Origin of the sequence: Duncaniella muricolitica, from assembly GCF_910574735.1 — a bacterium.
In the GTDB taxonomy this organism is placed as follows: domain Bacteria; phylum Bacteroidota; class Bacteroidia; order Bacteroidales; family Muribaculaceae; genus Duncaniella; species Duncaniella muricolitica.
The window spans coordinates 12,773-30,111 of record NZ_CAJTCF010000049.1 but is presented as its reverse complement, the minus strand read 5'-3'; the positions used below and the strand labels follow the sequence as shown (position 1 = coordinate 30,111).

Below are 17,339 nucleotides of genomic sequence, written 5' to 3'. Positions count from 1 at the left end.
CGTCTTTCGTTGGACAGATAAGTCGGTGATGATAGGTCATTTTCAAAGAACACTTGCCTAATCCTTGCCAAAGGGACTATTAAGACACTACCTTGACTGGCGCACCGTAACAGTACAAAGCAAAGCCTTTCTCTATCTGTTGTTTGAGGAAGTTGTTCACGACCGCATACGACTTTCCCGAACCGGGTGTGCCCAGCACGATTGTCGCCCTAAAGGGGTTGACCACGTTTATCCATCCATCATTCCACTTCTTCTTATAGTAGAATCTGGTGGGGAGGTTTATCGAGTATTCATTCTTGATTTTGCGTGTCTCCTGTTGGAAGGACTCGTTTTCATTGTTGAATACGTCGTTCATCAGATTGTTCTTCAGCAATCGGCTCATCCAGTTGCCCGCCATAAGCAGGCAGATGAATCCGGCTGCGCTACACATTATATATAAGGTGTAGTGGAACTTCGGCATGAAATATAATACGACGCCGATGCCGAGGAATATCCAGATGGTGCGCCATGTTATATCCTCGTTCTTTACTCCTCTTGTGCCGAAACATGACAGAGCGAGAAGGAGGAGTGCAAACCATTTGGAGGTATATTGAGATCTGAACAGGTGGCATGAACGGTCGAAACCGTTCAGCACCTTATCGACGACGGTAAAGAAACCGTCTGGGTTAGTCGGGTGTAGTTCCGGGCAAAACCAATAGATATTGATTATGACCAGAACGATGCTTGTGGCACGGAGAAAATCCATGATTTTCGCCAGTGCCCTGAGATCATCTTCTTGTTGGGACATTGTTTATCGGTTTGTTTTGAGGGTGAATGACTTTTACAATCCGCGTCCTTTCTTCTTTTTCTTCTTACGCGCACGACGAGCGAAGGCTTCTTCCGCAGGATCGAAGTCCGGTCCAGTCTGGAATAGTCCGAGTCCCGGCAATACCGGGTCGAAATCGAAGTCGTAAGAATTTGATGAAGTCTGACGCTGTTGGCTTGGCTGAGGTTGCTGGGTCTGAGAACCTGATTGTGTCTGCTGATTCGGAGCCGGGCCCGAGGATTGCTGTTGACTGCCAGTTGACTGAGACTGCTGACCGCCATTGGGATGTGGTATCTGCTGTCCCTGAGTCTGACGTGGCTGAGGCTGAACCAAGGGTTTTGCCGCCGGGTCGTTGAACCAAAGGTGAAGGGCATTTGCAGAAAACTCTCTGCCGAGACGGGAGCCGTTAAGCGAGACATGATTGTTATGGTCAACGTATGTGGCGCCATACAATCTACCGTCATCGTTGTACCGTAGCACGAGGTCTATGCCTTTCTCTTTGAGTCTGGCAATGAAGTCGTCCTTTCCGGTGGCGGCCGCCATAGCATCCGATACCAGTCGCTTAGTCGGCTTAATGTCGATTCTGTCCTTGTCGCGCTCAAATTTGTTCTCGATGGCTGTTCTGCTTGCAAATTTGCCGAGGCGTGAGGCTTTCAAAGGCGTGGCAATGGTATTGCCGTTGTCATCGGTTGCGAAATAGACCAGACCGTGATATTCGCGGCCATTGACCTTGCCGTCGGTCAATTCGCATTTGACATTATACAGTCCGAGTATGGCGTTATATTCGCCTATGCTCTGGAACTGCCAGCGCATACCAACCAATTTGACGGTATTCTGAACCTGACGCTTGATGTCGCCGTTTGGATCAATCTTGGTAATGGGAGTATCGGGTGATACCTTTTCCCGCTGTGCCTTGTGGAGTCCGTATTTCTCTTCAAGTTCGTTGGTAATCTTCTTGCTCCTGCGGAACAGGAAAGACTGGTCGAGACGCTTGCCCTGCTCGTTGACATTGACCGTAACTATATGGATATGATGCCGGTCAATATCCTCGTGCTTATATATAATGTATGGCTGTTCGCCGAAACCGAGCTTGTCGAGATACTCGCGGGCAAGGATTTCAAAATCCTGATCCGTGAGCCTGTCATCGGGATGCGGATTGAGTGAGATATGGAGAACAGGCTTCTTTGTCCTGCCCATCTTTGGCATAAAAGCCTTGAAGTTCTCCGCCATCGCACCAATATTTATATTGCCGTCTGCCGGCAACACAATCTTATTGGCACCCAATACACGTCCGTGTTCCTCGTTTATTTTCTCTCCGTTATAGGCAAGTGCTCCGTATAGACTGCTGCCTATAGAGATTTTTGCGACCATACCTCATCATACTTGACGGTGAGAGCCTTGACCTCAGCCAAGATTTTAGCCATCTCTATGGTGGCCTTTTCAAGTTTGTAGAGATATTGCATCGCTTTCTTTTCACTGAACTCCGTGCGCAGCTCTTTCACTATAAGGTTGTAGTTTACGCCCAATGTGCGGAACTGGGCGAAAAACTCCGAGAGCTTGGCGCAGTAAACAGCCAGCGATTTGTCTGTTACAAGCACCTTGAATGGCTTGCCGAACAGAAATTTTTTGATGAAAACAGCCTTGAATGTTTCATCAGCCTTCTCCATCATTCGTAAAAGATTGTCCCATTCGATGTCATCGAACCGGACCATGACGCAATGCGTACACGGGGAGGACGTCAGACGACGCCCCGCTTTTGATGATTCTTTCATTTTCTGGGGATTTTTGAGATTGTTATCGCAACGCGATTATCTTTTCATGCGCCGCAGGCATCTTCCGGGGAACACGACTTTGGAGTGTTCCCATGTCCCACACGGGCAAGGTTATTTCGTGGGAACGGGAGTTACCCGAAATCCGAAGAGTTACTCTTCGGACACCTTGCTGTGTTCCGTTGAACACGATGTAACCTGGAAGAATGAGACACCTTATATATAATATATAGTGGCTGGCAAGCCTGTGTTTTTCTGCCTTGATGCCGGTCTTCATCAGGCGTATAATAAAGGTGTGTGCGATAGCATGATTTTTTATCTCTGTTGCACGATGCAAAGTTACTGCCATTTGAAGGGGCTGCCGCGCCCCCGTCGCGGAAAAGAACGGAACCAAAACGGAATATCACGGAACACCCCCGAAATAATTTGGAATGACTGATGAAATGCCCTTAACTTTGCAGCGTAAATGATCGACAAGCCCCCGTGTTCAGGCCGAAAGGATGACGCGGGCACGCGGTCGCCGTTTACCGCCTGCATACATATAATAGGCGGGCATATATTCGGCAAGAATGCCGCGCTGAAATAGCCGGAGCACGCGCTCCCTAAGCTATGAGGCATCAACCACAAGGTTAAATCCTTGAAAATCAGTCTTAGCCCTTGGTTTTCTAATTGACTGACTAATTCATTGATTGGCCGGATAATGTGTTGGCTCGCCAACTATAATGTTGATTATCCAGCTAATCAGACAGATAACTTTCCGGATAGTTAACCGGATAGCTGACTAACTATTGAAGTTTATGGGAATATGCCGGTCTATATTCCTGTTGGCTGACTAATCAGCTCATTCGCCATCCCGTTAATTAGCCATATAGCTAATTGGCTATATAGCTAACCAGCCATCTAACTTGTTGGCTGATTATCCGATTGGCTAAACAGTTATCTGACTCACCAGTTATAGGGCTATCTGATTAGTTAAGCAATCAGTTGACCATACATTTGGCTGTCCATATAGTTGACCCAATAGCGGGCTATCAAGCTGATTGGATATGAATCCGCTATATCGCTTGATCCGCATCCGGCACTGTGTGTTGTCTGGTCATTTTGTCTTGGTCCGATTGTTCAACACTTTGATAGTCCTACCTACCGTCTGCGGATGGTATCTCCCGATTTCGGCAGTCGCCGAAACGTCGTGGCAAATGTTGCCGACCATTGTTTCACCCTCAAAAACATTCCGATGAGCAACACCATTGTTGTTGCCTTCTCCAACCAGAAGGGAGGAGTGGGCAAATCAACCCTCACGGTGTTACTCGCCAGCTATCTCTACTATGAGAAAGGCATCAAGGTTGCAATCATGGATTGTGACTCGCCACAGCACAGTCTTATAGGAGAACGCAACCGCGAGTTAAAGACCGTGAGCGAGACAGAGCATCTGGCAGTGATGGCGCATGAATTGTTGACCCGAACCGGTCTTCAGCCTTACGCCATTATGAAGATCCCTCTGGAAGAAACCATGTTCCGGGTGCGTCAGTATCTCAATGGCGAGAATGACACACAAGTCCTGTTCCTCGACCTCCCCGGTACGATGAACAACCCTAATGTTATACAGATAATATCGAACTGCGACTATGTATTCTGTCCGATGACAGCCTGCAAGTATGATATAGAAAGCACTCTTGGATATTGCCAGTTTATCCACGACCGTCTTATGACGATGGGATATGGCAACCTTAAAGGAGTGAAGATTCTGTGGAACAAAGTTGACGCAAGAGAGCGCACAGACCTTTATACAGCTTACGACGAGTTCATGGAGTCAATCGGCCTTGAAGCGATGAAGACAACCATACCTGCAAGCGTCCGTTTCAAGAAGGAACTCTCATGCAATCCGAAGCACCAGGTTTTCCGAAGCACAGTCTTTCCTCCATCACCTTATACAATCAAAGGAAGCGGAATAGATGACCTTGCCGAAGAATTTCTGGAACTGACAGGAATACGCAATGGCTAAGAAAATTTCCAAAGTACCACTTGGTGAAGATTTTCTTGCAGGCTATAAACCCGTAACTCCCGATTTTGCGGATATTCCCATGGATAATGATGTCGCACCCGAACCCATGACGGGTCCGAAAGGCGTTGATGAAGGCTCTACGGCTGAAAAGCCGAAGGCATCTACACAGAAGTTGCAGCCTTTCCCGGATTCATTCGTAGATACCTTTTTAAGAGGTGGTACGGATGATAAAAAGACCGAGAAGGTTTATCTGACAATCGACCATCTTATCTGCCTCCGAGAGATAGTTCAGGCTATCAGATCCAAAACGGGCAAAAATATGACGATTGGCAATTATGTGTGGAACATCCTTGAACATCATTTTTCCACTTATCGAAAAGACATAGCAGGTCTCATAGACCAACGCAAACAGAAAAGTCTTGACAGATTCAAATGACCGCAATTCCCAATGCGAACCCCGGTACCGAAGTCAATGTTGACGGCACCGGCTATTCCGACGAGGTAAAACGCTCGTATCAAGAGACCTTCTTCGCCGGACACTCTCTAAAACCCTACAAATATGTAGGATGCACTCTGTCGCTATGGCAGCGACTCAAGAGAATAGTCACTAATATCGGCGGCGATAAAGCCTCCGTCGGTATGTATGTCCAGAATATAGTGGCCTATCATCTTGAAGAAGAGGATGTGAAAACACTGATAGCAGAACTTACTGCCGCATCCTATCTTTCGGATACCGATTCAACGGCAATGGATGGTATCTCGCTCAATGCCAAGAAGTATCAGGCAAAATACCTGATGGGTGACAAAGTGAACCGTAAGGAGCGGGAGATTTATATCTCCGCCGAACTCGGCAAGCGACTGAAAAGAATCGTGCTGGATGTCGATGGCGACCGCCCGACAATGGGGTCGTATGTAGAGGCAATCCTGCTTGACCACCTTGACACTTGTGCCGATCTCATCAATGAGATGACAAACGATTCAAAACGAAACACTGCATGATATGGATGTATATCATCGGCGCTATCGTGGCACAGGCCATTGTGGTCGTCCTGCTCAACGAGTATATGAACCGACGAGGTCAGTATCCTGCGGAAAAACCGCAAAACGAAGATGCGCCTCCCGCTCCGCCTCCGTCCACGGTAACGGAGACAAAAGAATCAGTAGCTCAAACCATCAGTCCGGCAATAGCCGATGATGCCGTAGGTCTGTCCAATTTCTCTGTGGCAGACCTCAAGGCGATGATGGAAGAGGTTGTGAAACCTATCAGGGACTGTGTGGAAACCCTGATGGATGAGAAAGATGCAGAATTTGATGTGAAGGATGAAACTTCGGTACCTCCCAAACGAATGTCTCCCGAAAGAGAGGCACGGGCATGGGAAGACCACCGTGATGAAGAGGCGCAGCTCGAAAGAGAGGACAACACTGTCGCCCCTCCCAATCCGTTGGCAAGCGGTGTCGATTTCGATTCAATCACAAAAGCGTCAGACATTTTGCAGTCTGGCGAACAACAGCCCGTTGGCGCATTGCAATTTGCAATGAATGTTTTTAGGACGGTTGACGGCACACAGTTTAGCGGATGTCTACCCGACGCTCTGCTGGAGAAACTGTATGAGTGCCATCGGAAAGTCGAGATGAACGACGAGGCTTTCCGTCAGGAAGAACCCGAATCTGAAACACCAACTGCCGAACCTGTCCCGGAGAAAGAGCCGGTGGTAAAGCAGAAAGAGGAAAAGCCTGAGCCAAAAGCCGAACCGGTAATTGAGCCGGAGGCAAAAGAAGCTCCCGCACCTCGATTCAGAATGGAATTTCTTCGCAAACCCTCTCAGTCCAAGAATTGAAACATGAGAAAGTTCAAAAACATTCTGCGCTCGGCAGGTGCCAAGCGCGCACTCTTCGCACTCTTCGCTGTTGCATCTGTCGCCCAGTGTTTCGCCGCCGGTAACGGCATGGCTGGCATCAACGAGGCTACCTCTGTGATTTCCAGCTATTTCGACCCAGGGACGAAACTCATCTATGCCATTGGTGCCGTTGTCGGTCTTATCGGCGGCGTCAAGGTCTATGGCAAGTTCAGCTCCGGCGACCCCGACACAAGCAAGACTGCCGCATCGTGGTTCGGCGCGTGTATCTTCCTGATTGTCGCCGCCACCATCCTCCGCTCATTCTTCCTCTAATCATCTGAGCCAATGGCCGAGTATGCAATTAACAAAGGCATAGGACGGTCGGTGGAGTACAAGGGTCTGAAGGCGCAGTACCTGTTCATCTTCGCAGGAGGATTGCTCGCCCTGTTCGTGGTGTTCGTCATCATGTATATCGCGGGCGTTTCCCAATGGATCTGCATCGGGTTCGGTGTAACTGCCGCCTCAGCCCTTGTCTGGCTCACCTTCCATCTCAATGCCAAGTACGGCGAACACGGTCTGATGAAATTAGCCGCTGTGAAATATCATCCACGCTACATAATCAACCGCCTGCGCCTTAACAAACTGATTAAAGGACGAAAATGAGAAATACACTTAAAGCCACAACACTGGAGTCGAAGCTGCCGCTTCTCGCAGTCGAACATGGTTGCATAATCAGTAAGGATGCCGACATTACAGTCGCTTTCGAGGTTGCTCTGCCGGAACTATTCACCGTCACCTCGCAGGAGTATGAAGCCATGCATGGAGCATGGTGCAAGGCAATCAAGATCCTGCCTCACTACTCGGTAGTACATAAACAGGACTGGTTCGTGTCTGAGCGGTACAAGCCGGAACTCCAGAAGGATGACCTCTCTTTTCTCGACCGTTCATTTGAACGCCACTTCAACGAGCGTCCGTACCTGTCCCACCGGTGTTACCTCTTCCTTACCAAGACAACAAAGGAAAGGGCGCGTCAGCAAAGCAACTTCTCGACGCTCTGCCGTGGACGGTTGACGCCGAAGGAACTCAATCACGAGATGATTGTCAAGTTCATGGAATCGGTGGAGCAGTTCGAGCGCATCATCAATGACACCGGTTATATCCGGCTGCGTCGCATGAGTGACGATGAGTTGGTCGGTACTGACAAAACTTCCGGACTTATCGAGAAGTATATGTCCCTTTCGATGGAGGATGTAACCTGCTTAGAGGACATAGACTTATCGGCGCAACAAATGAGGATTGGCGACAAGATGTTATGTCTGCATACTCTCTCCGACACGGATGATCTTCCTGCGAAGGTCAGCACAGACAACCGTTATGAGCGGTTATCGACTGACCGGAGCGACTGCCGTCTTTCGTTTGCAAGTCCCGTCGGGTTGCTCTTACCCTGCAACCACATCTACAATCAGTATATACTGATTGATGACCACGACGAGAACTTGGCGAAGTTCGAGAAAACGGCAAGGAACATGAACTCTCTTTCGCGGTATAGCCGAAGCAATGCCATTAACCGTGAGTGGATAGACCGCTATCTCAATGAGGCACATTCCTACGGATTGACTTCAGTCCGGGCCCACTTCAACGTGATGGCGTGGAGCGATGACACAGAGGAACTGCGACGCATCAAGAATGATGTCGGCGGTCAGTTGGCGACTATGGGCTGTATGCCTCGGCACAACACCATCGACTGCCCGACACTGTTCTGGTCGGCAATGCCTGGCAACGAGGCTGATTTCCCTGCGGAAGAATCGTTCTATACGTTCATCGAACCAGCAGCGTGCTTCTTTACTGCCGAAACCAACTACCGGAGCAGTCTTTCGCCTTTTGGCATCAAGATGGTTGACCGTCTCACGGGTAAGCCGATTCATCTTGACATCTCGGATGAACCGATGAAGCGCGGTATCACTACCAACCGTAACAAGTTCATTCTTGGTCCGTCAGGCTCCGGCAAGTCATTCTTCACCAACCACCTTGTCCGACAGTATTATGAACAGGGGGCACATATCCTGCTGATTGATACCGGTAACTCCTACGAAGGTCTGAGTAATTTCATCCACAACCGTACCCACGGCGAGGATGGTATCTACTATACCTACACCGATGATAACCCGATTTCATTCAATCCGTTCTACACGGACGACGGCATTTTCGATGTGGAGAAAAAGGACTCAATCAAGACGCTGCTCCTGACGCTCTGGAAGTCAGAGGACGACAGAGTGACCAAAACGGAGAGTGGCGAGCTTGGCTCGGCTCTGTCGATGTTCCTTGACAAGATGAGGGCGGACAAAAATATCGTCCCGTGCTTCGATGCGTTTTACGAGTTTATGCGTGACGAATACCGTGCTGAAATGGCACAACGTCCTATTCCCATCTACAAACAGGACTTCGACATCGACAACTTCCTGACGACCCTGCGCCAGTATTACCATGGCGGTCGCTTTGACTTCCTTCTGAACTCAAAGGAGAACATCGACCTACTCGGTAAACGCTTCATTGTCTTCGAGATAGATTCGATTAAAGACAACAAGGAGTTGTTCCCGGTGGTGACAATCATCATCATGGAGGCTTTCATCAACAAGATGCGGAGACTCAAGGGAATACGCAAGGTCCTTATCTGTGAGGAGGCTTGGAAGGCACTGTCCTCGGCTAACATGGCGGAGTACATGAAGTACCTCTACAAGACTGTCCGCAAATACTTCGGTGAGGCTGTGGTGGTGACTCAGGAGGTTGATGACATAATATCGTCGCCGATTGTCAAGGAGACAATCATCAACAACTCCGACTGCAAGATACTCCTCGACCAGCGCAAGTACATGAACCGCTTCGACCAGATTCAGGAACTGCTCGGTCTGACCGACAAGGAGAAAAGCCAGATACTCAGTATCAATATGGCGAACAATCTCAACCGACTCTATAAAGAGGTGTGGATTGGACTTGGCGGAACGCAGTCTGCCGTATATGCCACGGAGGTATCTACCGAGGAATATCTCTGTTACACCACCGAGGAAACGGAGAAGATTCAGGTGTTGAACAAAGCCGCCCAACTCGGCGGCAGCGTTGAGGCGGCAATACGGTTGCTCGCCAATGAGAGAAGGGCGGGTGTCATATGAAGATACCCAAAATATTCCATCCGATACTGGGAGTGCTGATAGGGGCAATCCTTTTTCTCATTGGAATAGCCATTCTATCTGTAGCGTTTGTAGCGGCATATAGAATGGTGGTATTTGCCAAACCGTTTGTGGCAGAGACCCTTTCAAACATCGCTCATCATCTCGCTCAATGGCTACCGTTATGAAAGTCCTTTATATCCTGTGGCTGATACTTGCCGGCTTACTCGTCGGCATCCTTGCTCTAATAACTTTCCCTTTACTCCTGCTTTATGTGGGAGTAAAGATAATCGGAGGTTTTGCCTCAAAACTCAACTGAAACCCATTAACCCCAAAAGATATGTGGCTAATCATGCTTATTGTGATTGTTGCTCAGACAATTTTCACAATCTGGCTATGTCGTCAAGACAAAACATTCCAAACTTCAAAACAATCAGAACAATTCATGCAAAACTTTCTGAAAAATCTGAAACACAGCTACTGGTATTCAGAAGATAAGAACATCACGATGTCCTTCTCGGATGTCAAGGGAATCGCTACTGTAAAGGTGCGCGAAAACGGCTATCTCGGAAAAGATAGAATCTATATCCTCCAACCTACCGGCAATGACCGTCTCGCTACGTTTGACACGGTCACCGGACGCTTCACAATCGGTATCACCGAAAGTGGCGAGGAACTGTTCATCTCACCACTCGGCATCTTCCTCTATGACTCGGGTGCTGTGGCACTTAAAAACGAAGATGCACAGAGCATCAATCCCAAGGAGTCTGACAACAATGTCATCAATGTCTAAATTCCAAAAGCGAATGAAACATCTCAAAACAATCATCGCGGTGGTGGCTATGGTTCTGCTCTTTGGAGCAAACCGAGCCTCTGCCCAGTGGACGGTCATCGACCCGTCGAACATCGCCCAGAGTATCGTAAACAACTCCAAGTCACTCGTTCAGGAGTCAACGACGGCAACGAACATGGTGAAAAATTTTCAGGAAACCGTGAAAATTTACCAGCAGGCGAAGAAGTATTATGATGCCCTTCAATCGGTAAACAATCTTGTACGCGACGCCCGTAAGGTACAGCAGACAATCCTGATGCTCGGCAATATCTCCGGATATTACGTCAACAACTTCCAGAAGATGCTGACTGACCCGAACTTCACAAGTGCCGAGCTCTCCGCCATCGCCTCCGGCTACACGAGGATTCTTGAAGAAGCCAACGGGGTGCTGACGGATCTGAAACAGGTAGTCAATATCACGACTCTCTCGATGACCGACAAAGACCGTATGGACGTTGTGGATGACTGCTACAAGGAGATGAAAAGGCTGAAGAACCTTACAGCCTACTACACCAACAAGAACATCTCCGTGTCATACCTGCGGGCAAAGAAGAAGGCTGATACCCAGCGCGTCATCAACCTCTATGGTGACGGCTCTGAAAAATACTGGTAACATCTATGCTTTGCGCGATAGATTTTGACAACCTGCACACTGTCCTCCGCTCCCTCTATGACGAGATGATGCCGCTGTGCAGCGACATGGCAGGTGTCGCTCAGGCGATAGCCGGACTCGGCGCACTGTTCTATGTGGCGGTGCGTATCTGGAAATCGCTTGCCGCCGCCGAGCCGGTGGATGTGTTCCCTCTGTTGCGTCCTTTCGCCATCGGACTGTGCATCATGTTCTTCCCGACAATCGTGCTCGGCACCATCAATTCTGTGATGCAGCCAATTGTTCAGGGAACGGCGACGATGCTCGAAGGTCAGACTCTCGACATGCAGCATTACCGCGAGGAGAAAGACCGGCTGGAGTATGAGGCCATGATGAATGACCCATCGACAGCCTACCTCGTGGATGACGCTGAGTTTGACCGGCAGATAGATGAGCTTGGAGTGACGGAAATTGGCACCGCCGCAGGAATGTATATCGAGCGTGGTATGTATAAAGTCAAGAAGGCAATCCAGAATTTCTTTCGGGAATTGCTGGAGATGCTCTTTCAGGCGGCATCGCTGACCATCGACACGATAAGGACATTCTTCCTCATAGTCCTGGCGATACTCGGACCGATTGCCTTTGCCATATCGGTGTGGGATGGGTTCCAGTCAACCATGACGATGTGGATTCAGCGATACATACAGACATATCTATGGCTACCGGTGGCGGACCTGTTCTCGACGATATTGGCGAAGATACAGGTTCTGATGCTCCAGAACGACATATCCGAGTTGACCAACAACCCCAATGTAAACCTCGATAGCTCAAATACTTGCTACACGATATTTATGATTATAGGTATCATAGGATATTTCACAATCCCGACTGTGGCAGGTTGGATTATTCAGGCTGGCGGTGGTATGGGTGCTTATGGCAGACATATCAACTCCGTGGGAATGCAGGGCGGTTCAGCCATTGCAGGTGTCGCCGGATCTGCGGCTGGTAACGTGGCAGGCCGTGTCGGAAAACTTCTGAAGTAATATGAAAATGGAATTCAAATCACTGAAAAACATCGAGTCGTCGTTTCGGCAGATACGTCTTTTCGGAGTTGTCTTCGTGAGTCTTTGCGCTGTGGTGGCTGTCGCCTCCGTGGTGCTCTCTCTGAACTTCGCCGAAAAACAACGCGAGAAAATCTATGTCCTCGACAATGGCAAGTCCCTGATGCTTGCCTTGTCGCAGGATATGGAGCAGAACCGTCCGGCAGAAGCCCGCGAACACGTGCGCCGTTTCCATGAACTGTTCTTCACGCTTTCGCCCGAAAAGTCAGCCATCGAGCATAATGTTAGCCGTGCCCTGTTGCTCGCCGACAAAAGTGCCTACAACTACTACCGGGACTTCACGGAACAGGGATATTACAACCGCATTATCGCCGGCAATATCAATCAGGTGCTGAAGGTCGATAGCGTGGTGGTAAACTTCACCAATTATCCCTATGACGTAAGGACTTACGCAAAGCAGATGATTATCCGCCAGAGCAATGTCACCGAAAGGTCGCTGGTAAGCAGCTGCAAGTTGAAGAACTCCGGTCGCTCCGACGACAATCCAAACGGATTCATCATCGAGAACTTTACCGTAATTGAAAACAAAGATATACTGACAATTAAGAAATGAAGTTCAAAACTCTGAAAGAGAAAATCGGACTCCTTTATAATAAGGTGTCCAGCCGCAAAGAGAGCGCGGTGGAGTATGTTCGTCGCAAATGCGACGACATACCCCCGCAGAAGCGGTTCAGGGTCGTGGCTGTGGCTTTCGTACTGTTTGCCCTTCTCGCTCTCTTTGTCTTCGGTAAGTCAATCTATAACATCTATAACGGGGTGCATAGCAATCCCGACTTCGGCACCATAAAACAGATGCCGATGCCCGAAAAGGGCGACAAACCAACACCGGAAATTTTCTATGGATCTGAAAACGCTATGGAATAAACTCAGAAGACCCACTACCGAAGCGGAGCGGAAGATGCGGATGAAGTATCTCGTGGCTTTCCCTGCGATGTTCCTTACAACAGGCATTATCCTGTGGCTGATATTCGACAGTTTTGGCGACGGAGCCGCTACCCAGACAAGCGGTTTCAACCAAAATATGCCGGAACCTGACGCGAAAGAGATTGTCAGCGACAAGCGAGACGCCTACGCAACACAGAAGGATACAATCAATGTGACAGCCGAAAGTATCCCGCTTGTGGATTCTGTTCCCAAAGTGCGGAAAGATACTCAACCCAATATGGTGGAGGCTTCAAATCTGGCATATCAGGAGGTACAGGCATCGCTCGATGACTTCTTCATCCCGGAGAACACCGAAGCTACGCAGGTTGCGGAACTTCAAGCCCGTATCGACGAGTTGGAGGCACAAAACCTGATGGCGCAACAACAGGTCCGGCAGCCCAACGAGATGGAACTTATGGAACAGTCCTATAAGCTTGCGGCTCAGTATCTGGGGACCGGCAGCGGTCAGCAGGCAGTGATTGTCGATGAACCGGAGAAGGAACGTAAGGTCATGCCTGTCAATCAGGTGAACCGCAATGTCGTGTCTTCTCTCAGTGCCTCAGCCGATAATGCCCGCGCGTTCTCTACCGCTGTCGGAACCAAGCGCACGAATTTCAAGAACACCATTTCAGCCTGTGTAGCCTCTGACCAGTCTATTACCGACGGGCAGAGCGTCAGGCTTCGCACGCTCGAACCTATGTGGATAGGCAACTCACTGTTGCCGAAGAATACCACCGTGGTGGGAGCGGCGCGGTTGCAGGGTGAGCGTCTTGAAATCAAGGTCGAGTCTATCGAAGCTCTCGGCTGTATCATGGAGGTTGACCTATCGGTCTATGACTCCGACGGTCAGGAAGGCATAAATATTCCCAACTCTATGGAGAGCGATGCGCTCCATGAAATCGGCGCCAACATGGGCAGTACGATGGGCAGTTCCATCAACCTGACCACCAACGCCGGTGCGCAGCTCGCCTCAGATGTCGGCAAAGGTCTCATCAACGGTGTCTCTCAATACCTTAATAAAAAGTTGAGGACACCCAAGATACATCTGAAATCCGGCTACAAAATCATGCTCAAGCAGAACGAGCAGTAATCAACCAACCCCAACAACAACGAATGAAAACAATCACAAAAATCTTCGTTGCGGCAGTGGCACTCTTCGGAGTGGCCATTGCTGCCAACGCCAAATCGCCCAAAAACACCGATAACAACGTGTCGTCCATCGCGGAACATGACATTGAGGTGTACGGCTCCAACTATACCGACGGCGACAAGTTCGACGGTCTGACCCGCAAAGTGGGCTTTGACCGGATGATTCCGCCTCATGCCTTAGAGGTATGTTTCGAGAAGACTACCCACATCATCTTCCCCTCGGAGGTCGTTTATGTGGACCTCGGCAACGAAAACCTTGTGGCTGGGCTCGCCGACGGAGCAAAGAACGTGCTGCGTGTCAAATCCGCCTTCAAGTCGTTCAAGCAGGAGACCAACTTGTCGGTAATCACCGATGATGGAAGCTACTATACCTTCAACGTAAAATTTGCCAAAGAGCCTCTGCTTCTGAGCATTGAGATGACCGACTTCCTCCATGACGGAGAATCCGTGAACCGTCCCAACAACGCGCAGGAGATATATCTGGAGAAACTCGGTCAGGAGTCGCCGGTGCTGGTGAAGTTGATTATGAAGTCAATCTACAAGCAGAACAAGCGTGAGATAAAGCATATCGGCTCAAAGCGTTTCGGGGTGCAGTTCCTTCTGAAATCCATCCACACCAATAATGGACTTCTTTACTTCCACACTGAACTGAAGAATACTTCCAACATCGCTTTCGACATCGACTATGTGAGCTTCAAGATTGTGGACAAGAAGGTCATCAAGCGAACCGCTATGCAGGAGCAGGTACTTGAACCTCTCCGTGCCCAGAACTATGTGACGGTGGTGCATGGCAAGTCTTCCGAACGCATAGTGTTCGCATTGGAGAAATTCACAATCCCTGACGACAAGCAGCTCGTTATTGAGGTCGCCGAGAAGGAAGGCGGCCGCCATCAGTCTTTCGTGGTCGATAACGAGGATATCGTGAGAGCCAATGTAATCGACGAGTTATCCATCCAGTAGATCCAATGCCCATGAAGAAGATTCTTTCAATCTTCGCTGTGGCGGTGCTTTCCCTGTTCGCAGGGAAGGCATTCGCCCAGCGTAATCTCCCCGGAATGTCGGCGGTCGAAGTTCGCGCCGATATGGTTAACGGTTTCTATACCGGAAACTCCCGCAACTGCGGCTATAACCTCGGAGTATTCTACTCGGTAATCAAGGGCAACAACGCCAATACCTGGTCTTTCGGTGGTGAATACCTCCAGACATACAAGCCTTACGGAGAAAAGGGTCGCATCCCCGTGGCTCAGTTTACAGGCGAGGTCGGTTATAATCTCCGTATCGTCAGCGACTACTCTCAGACTTTTCACCTTTATGGCGGTGTGTCGGCTCTCGCAGGATACGAGACAGTCAACTGGGGCGAGAGCATTCTACGCGACGGCTCGACCATTCAGGCAAAAGACGCCTTCATCTATGGCGGTGCCGTCACTCTTTCGGCGGATTTCTATCTTTCTGACCATGTGGCACTCGGTGCCCATCTTAAAGAGAAGTTCATCTTCGGCAACGATACCGGACATTTCCTGTTCGCCTACGGCATTCACTTCAAATACCAGTTTTAGGCTATGCGGTACACAAAGAATGACATTGCCAATATTCCGCTGACGGAGTTCATGGCTGCTCTCGGTGAGAAACCTGTAAAGGCTTTCGAGGACATGAAGCTCTACTATGCGCCTCAGCGTGACGACCCGGAGCCTATGCTGGTGGTCGATACCAACACTAACCGGTGGTATGACCATGCCAGCGACCAAAGCGGAGACATCATCGACCTTGCCGCACTGAAGATGAATCCGAAGCTCTACACGGATCCGCGAGACTTCATAATCAAGTACATGAACGACTATGAGCATGGCAAGGAACTTTACGCTAAGGTGCGACAGCCCCTGGAACCAAAAGTGGTGACACCTGACATCCGTAAAATCAGGCTCACTGACTTTATGAAGGCACTCGGACAGGAACATCCCGTGGGTGCCGACGGCAATCTACGTATCTACAAGGCTCCGTATGACCCGAAGGGTGAGCCGACAATGGTAATCAACATCGAGACGAACCTCTGGCGCGATACCAAGTCCGGAGCATACGGCGGCTTATATGACCTTGCGTATGAGATGACAGGCTCCGCCAATATGCGTGAACTGAATATGTATATCGCCGGAGAAATGTCGAATATCCGGAAAGTCAGCATCCGTCAGGAGCCGAAAGAGCCATCCAAACAGGAAACGGATAAACCGAAACGGAAGATGCGCCTATGAACATCGACCAGATCAAGAAAATTTCCCTCGTGGAGTTCCTGAATCAGTTGGGTTATCAACCGACGGGACGCGACAGCAAAGGTCTGTGGTTCCACGCTCCGTATCGCAGTGAGAGAAAACCGTCGTTCCATGTCAATCTACGCAAGAATGTGTGGTATGACTTCGGAACGGGCGCGGGCGGCGACATCTTCTCGCTTGCCGGAGAAATGTCCGGTGAAACGGACTTTTTGAGGCAGGCCGATTACATCGCTGAGAAGATGCGCCTCCCGGTCGCTTCATCGTCTGAAAGACGCTTTGCCACAGCAAAGAACCCCTATAAGCCAACGCCGTTTGTCGAGGAACCGACCTTTGAGAATGTGAAGGTGTCGCGGCTGACGTCTCCGGCTCTATTGAAATACCTCGCTGACCGTGGTATTCCCCGTGACATCGCCCAGCGATATTGTGTGCAAGTTGACTATCAGCTTCATGGCAAGGACTACTATGCCATCGGCTTCGAGAACAATGCGCATGGTTACGAGTTGAGGAATCCTTTCTTCAAAGGGTCGTATCCTCCGAAGCATATCACCCATATAGCCAATGGCAATGCCCGGTGCAATGTCTTCGAGGGTTTCATAGACTTCCTTTCGGCTGAAAGGCTCGGCATTAACGATGGTATGGACTCGGTGGTTCTGAATTCCGTTGCCAATGTTACCAAAGCCATAACGCCGCTGGCTGACTATACCGTTATCCAGTGCTACCTGGACAATGACGCTGCCGGTCGAGCGGCACTCGCCAGACTCCGGCGTGAGTTCGGCGACAGGGTCATGGACAAGTCGGCACTTTATCCAGACAACAAGGATCTGAACGACTACCTGATGTCGCTTTATCCGAAAAAATCATCAAAACTCAAACTCTGAAAAA

20 protein-coding genes and 1 pseudogene are annotated in these 17,339 nt (G+C 49.6%); 18 read left to right on the top strand and 3 right to left on the bottom strand.

The window, feature by feature from the left end; genetic code table 11:
* Positions 1 to 106: 106 nt before the first annotated feature.
* From QGT73_RS11300 to mobA, 3 genes and pseudogenes are all read right to left on the bottom strand, one after another.
* Positions 107 to 787, bottom strand: a pseudogene (locus QGT73_RS11300) (YWFCY domain-containing protein); the annotation flags it as partial.
* A gap of 33 nt (positions 788 to 820) precedes the next feature.
* On the bottom strand, positions 821 to 2,176 hold the full coding sequence (gene mobB, locus QGT73_RS11295) for a conjugal transfer protein MobB (protein WP_280120657.1): 1,356 nt from the start codon (positions 2,174 to 2,176) through the stop codon (positions 821 to 823).
* A complete protein-coding gene (mobA, locus tag QGT73_RS11290) occupies positions 2,155 to 2,577 on the bottom strand; it encodes a conjugal transfer protein MobA (protein WP_280120658.1) in 423 nt (140 codons plus the stop codon). Before mobA ends, mobB begins: the two co-directional genes overlap by 22 nt.
* Before the next feature lie 1,186 nt (positions 2,578 to 3,763).
* Between mobA and QGT73_RS11285 the strand changes: the two genes are divergently transcribed.
* The 18 genes from QGT73_RS11285 to QGT73_RS11200 all read left to right on the top strand — a co-directional run bounded on the left by QGT73_RS11285 (position 3,764) and on the right by QGT73_RS11200 (position 17,335).
* Positions 3,764 to 4,576: a ParA family protein gene (locus QGT73_RS11285; protein WP_280122490.1), complete on the top strand. Its 813-nt coding sequence runs from the start codon at positions 3,764 to 3,766 to the stop codon at positions 4,574 to 4,576.
* Entirely contained in the window at positions 4,569 to 5,012 is a 444-nt protein-coding gene (locus tag QGT73_RS11280; RefSeq protein WP_280120661.1) for a DUF3408 domain-containing protein, read from the top strand. Before QGT73_RS11285 ends, QGT73_RS11280 begins: the two co-directional genes overlap by 8 nt.
* Entirely contained in the window at positions 5,009 to 5,575 is a 567-nt protein-coding gene (locus tag QGT73_RS11275) for a DUF3408 domain-containing protein (RefSeq protein WP_280120662.1), read from the top strand. The genes QGT73_RS11280 and QGT73_RS11275 overlap by 4 nt, the downstream gene beginning before the upstream one ends.
* A 5-nt stretch (positions 5,576 to 5,580) precedes the next feature.
* Positions 5,581 to 6,414 (top strand): hypothetical protein, encoded by an 834-nt coding sequence (locus tag QGT73_RS11270; protein WP_280122489.1) that lies wholly within the window; start codon positions 5,581 to 5,583, stop codon positions 6,412 to 6,414.
* 3 nt (positions 6,415 to 6,417) lie between these two features.
* Positions 6,418 to 6,747 (top strand): DUF4134 domain-containing protein, encoded by a 330-nt coding sequence (locus QGT73_RS11265; RefSeq protein ID WP_280120664.1) that lies wholly within the window; start codon positions 6,418 to 6,420, stop codon positions 6,745 to 6,747.
* A 12-nt stretch (positions 6,748 to 6,759) separates the two neighbouring features.
* Positions 6,760 to 7,077 (top strand): DUF4133 domain-containing protein, encoded by a 318-nt coding sequence (locus QGT73_RS11260; protein WP_280120665.1) that lies wholly within the window; start codon positions 6,760 to 6,762, stop codon positions 7,075 to 7,077.
* Positions 7,074 to 9,581 carry a TraG family conjugative transposon ATPase gene (locus QGT73_RS11255; RefSeq protein ID WP_280120666.1) on the top strand — a complete coding sequence of 836 codons (2,508 nt, stop codon included), beginning with the start codon at positions 7,074 to 7,076 and terminating at the stop codon, positions 9,579 to 9,581. Before QGT73_RS11260 ends, QGT73_RS11255 begins: the two co-directional genes overlap by 4 nt.
* Positions 9,582 to 9,762: 181 nt before the next feature.
* Positions 9,763 to 9,897: a hypothetical protein gene (locus QGT73_RS11250; protein ID WP_280120668.1), complete on the top strand. Its 135-nt coding sequence runs from the start codon at positions 9,763 to 9,765 to the stop codon at positions 9,895 to 9,897.
* 126 nt (positions 9,898 to 10,023) lie between these two features.
* Positions 10,024 to 10,371, top strand: coding sequence for a hypothetical protein (locus QGT73_RS11245; RefSeq protein ID WP_280120669.1), 348 nt, complete (start codon positions 10,024 to 10,026; stop codon positions 10,369 to 10,371).
* A gap of 13 nt (positions 10,372 to 10,384) precedes the next feature.
* Positions 10,385 to 11,023 carry a DUF4141 domain-containing protein gene (locus QGT73_RS11240; RefSeq protein WP_280120670.1) on the top strand — a complete coding sequence of 213 codons (639 nt, stop codon included), beginning with the start codon at positions 10,385 to 10,387 and terminating at the stop codon, positions 11,021 to 11,023.
* A gap of 17 nt (positions 11,024 to 11,040) precedes the next feature.
* A complete protein-coding gene (gene traJ / locus QGT73_RS11235; protein WP_280120706.1) occupies positions 11,041 to 12,042 on the top strand; it encodes a conjugative transposon protein TraJ in 1,002 nt (333 codons plus the stop codon).
* A 7-nt stretch (positions 12,043 to 12,049) separates the two neighbouring features.
* Positions 12,050 to 12,673 carry a conjugative transposon protein TraK gene (traK, locus tag QGT73_RS11230; RefSeq protein ID WP_280120671.1) on the top strand — a complete coding sequence of 208 codons (624 nt, stop codon included), beginning with the start codon at positions 12,050 to 12,052 and terminating at the stop codon, positions 12,671 to 12,673.
* Positions 12,670 to 12,984, top strand: a complete 315-nt coding sequence (locus QGT73_RS11225) for a TraL conjugative transposon family protein (protein WP_280120672.1) — start codon at positions 12,670 to 12,672, stop codon at positions 12,982 to 12,984. The genes traK and QGT73_RS11225 overlap by 4 nt, the downstream gene beginning before the upstream one ends.
* Positions 12,959 to 14,134, top strand: a complete 1,176-nt coding sequence (traM, locus tag QGT73_RS11220) for a conjugative transposon protein TraM (protein WP_280120673.1) — start codon at positions 12,959 to 12,961, stop codon at positions 14,132 to 14,134. The genes QGT73_RS11225 and traM overlap by 26 nt, the downstream gene beginning before the upstream one ends.
* 23 nt (positions 14,135 to 14,157) lie before the next feature.
* The gene (gene traN / locus QGT73_RS11215) at positions 14,158 to 15,153 is read left to right on the top strand and encodes a conjugative transposon protein TraN (RefSeq protein WP_425278399.1); all 996 of its coding nucleotides are present in this window, start codon (positions 14,158 to 14,160) and stop codon (positions 15,151 to 15,153) included.
* Between the two features lie 11 nt (positions 15,154 to 15,164).
* Positions 15,165 to 15,749 carry a conjugal transfer protein TraO gene (locus QGT73_RS11210; RefSeq protein ID WP_280120674.1) on the top strand — a complete coding sequence of 195 codons (585 nt, stop codon included), beginning with the start codon at positions 15,165 to 15,167 and terminating at the stop codon, positions 15,747 to 15,749.
* A 3-nt stretch (positions 15,750 to 15,752) separates the two neighbouring features.
* Positions 15,753 to 16,439, top strand: coding sequence for a hypothetical protein (locus QGT73_RS11205; protein ID WP_280120675.1), 687 nt, complete (start codon positions 15,753 to 15,755; stop codon positions 16,437 to 16,439).
* Complete coding sequence (locus tag QGT73_RS11200; RefSeq protein WP_280120676.1) at positions 16,436 to 17,335, top strand: toprim domain-containing protein; 900 nt, start codon at positions 16,436 to 16,438, stop codon at positions 17,333 to 17,335. Before QGT73_RS11205 ends, QGT73_RS11200 begins: the two co-directional genes overlap by 4 nt.
* The last annotated feature ends 4 nt before the right edge of the window (positions 17,336 to 17,339 follow it).

Excerpts from the sequence above, each read along its gene's own strand:
- mobB (WP_280120657.1), bottom strand. The coding sequence starts at position 2,176 with ATGGTCGCAAAAATCTCTATAGGCAGCAGTCTATACGGAGCACTTGCC.
- mobA (WP_280120658.1), bottom strand. The coding sequence starts at position 2,577 with ATGAAAGAATCATCAAAAGCGGGGCGTCGTCTGACGTCCTCCCCGTGT.
- QGT73_RS11280 (WP_280120661.1), top strand. The coding sequence starts at position 4,569 with ATGGCTAAGAAAATTTCCAAAGTACCACTTGGTGAAGATTTTCTTGCA.
- QGT73_RS11275 (WP_280120662.1), top strand. The coding sequence starts at position 5,009 with ATGACCGCAATTCCCAATGCGAACCCCGGTACCGAAGTCAATGTTGAC.
- QGT73_RS11270 (WP_280122489.1), top strand. The coding sequence starts at position 5,581 with ATGTATATCATCGGCGCTATCGTGGCACAGGCCATTGTGGTCGTCCTG.
- QGT73_RS11265 (WP_280120664.1), top strand. The coding sequence starts at position 6,418 with ATGAGAAAGTTCAAAAACATTCTGCGCTCGGCAGGTGCCAAGCGCGCA.
- QGT73_RS11260 (WP_280120665.1), top strand. The coding sequence starts at position 6,760 with ATGGCCGAGTATGCAATTAACAAAGGCATAGGACGGTCGGTGGAGTAC.
- QGT73_RS11255 (WP_280120666.1), top strand. The coding sequence starts at position 7,074 with ATGAGAAATACACTTAAAGCCACAACACTGGAGTCGAAGCTGCCGCTT.
- QGT73_RS11250 (WP_280120668.1), top strand. The coding sequence starts at position 9,763 with ATGAAAGTCCTTTATATCCTGTGGCTGATACTTGCCGGCTTACTCGTC.
- QGT73_RS11245 (WP_280120669.1), top strand. The coding sequence starts at position 10,024 with ATGCAAAACTTTCTGAAAAATCTGAAACACAGCTACTGGTATTCAGAA.
- QGT73_RS11240 (WP_280120670.1), top strand. The coding sequence starts at position 10,385 with ATGAAACATCTCAAAACAATCATCGCGGTGGTGGCTATGGTTCTGCTC.
- traK (WP_280120671.1), top strand. The coding sequence starts at position 12,050 with ATGGAATTCAAATCACTGAAAAACATCGAGTCGTCGTTTCGGCAGATA.
- QGT73_RS11225 (WP_280120672.1), top strand. The coding sequence starts at position 12,670 with ATGAAGTTCAAAACTCTGAAAGAGAAAATCGGACTCCTTTATAATAAG.
- traM (WP_280120673.1), top strand. The coding sequence starts at position 12,959 with ATGGATCTGAAAACGCTATGGAATAAACTCAGAAGACCCACTACCGAA.
- traN (WP_425278399.1), top strand. The coding sequence starts at position 14,158 with ATGAAAACAATCACAAAAATCTTCGTTGCGGCAGTGGCACTCTTCGGA.
- QGT73_RS11210 (WP_280120674.1), top strand. The coding sequence starts at position 15,165 with ATGAAGAAGATTCTTTCAATCTTCGCTGTGGCGGTGCTTTCCCTGTTC.
- QGT73_RS11205 (WP_280120675.1), top strand. The coding sequence starts at position 15,753 with ATGCGGTACACAAAGAATGACATTGCCAATATTCCGCTGACGGAGTTC.
- QGT73_RS11200 (WP_280120676.1), top strand. The coding sequence starts at position 16,436 with ATGAACATCGACCAGATCAAGAAAATTTCCCTCGTGGAGTTCCTGAAT.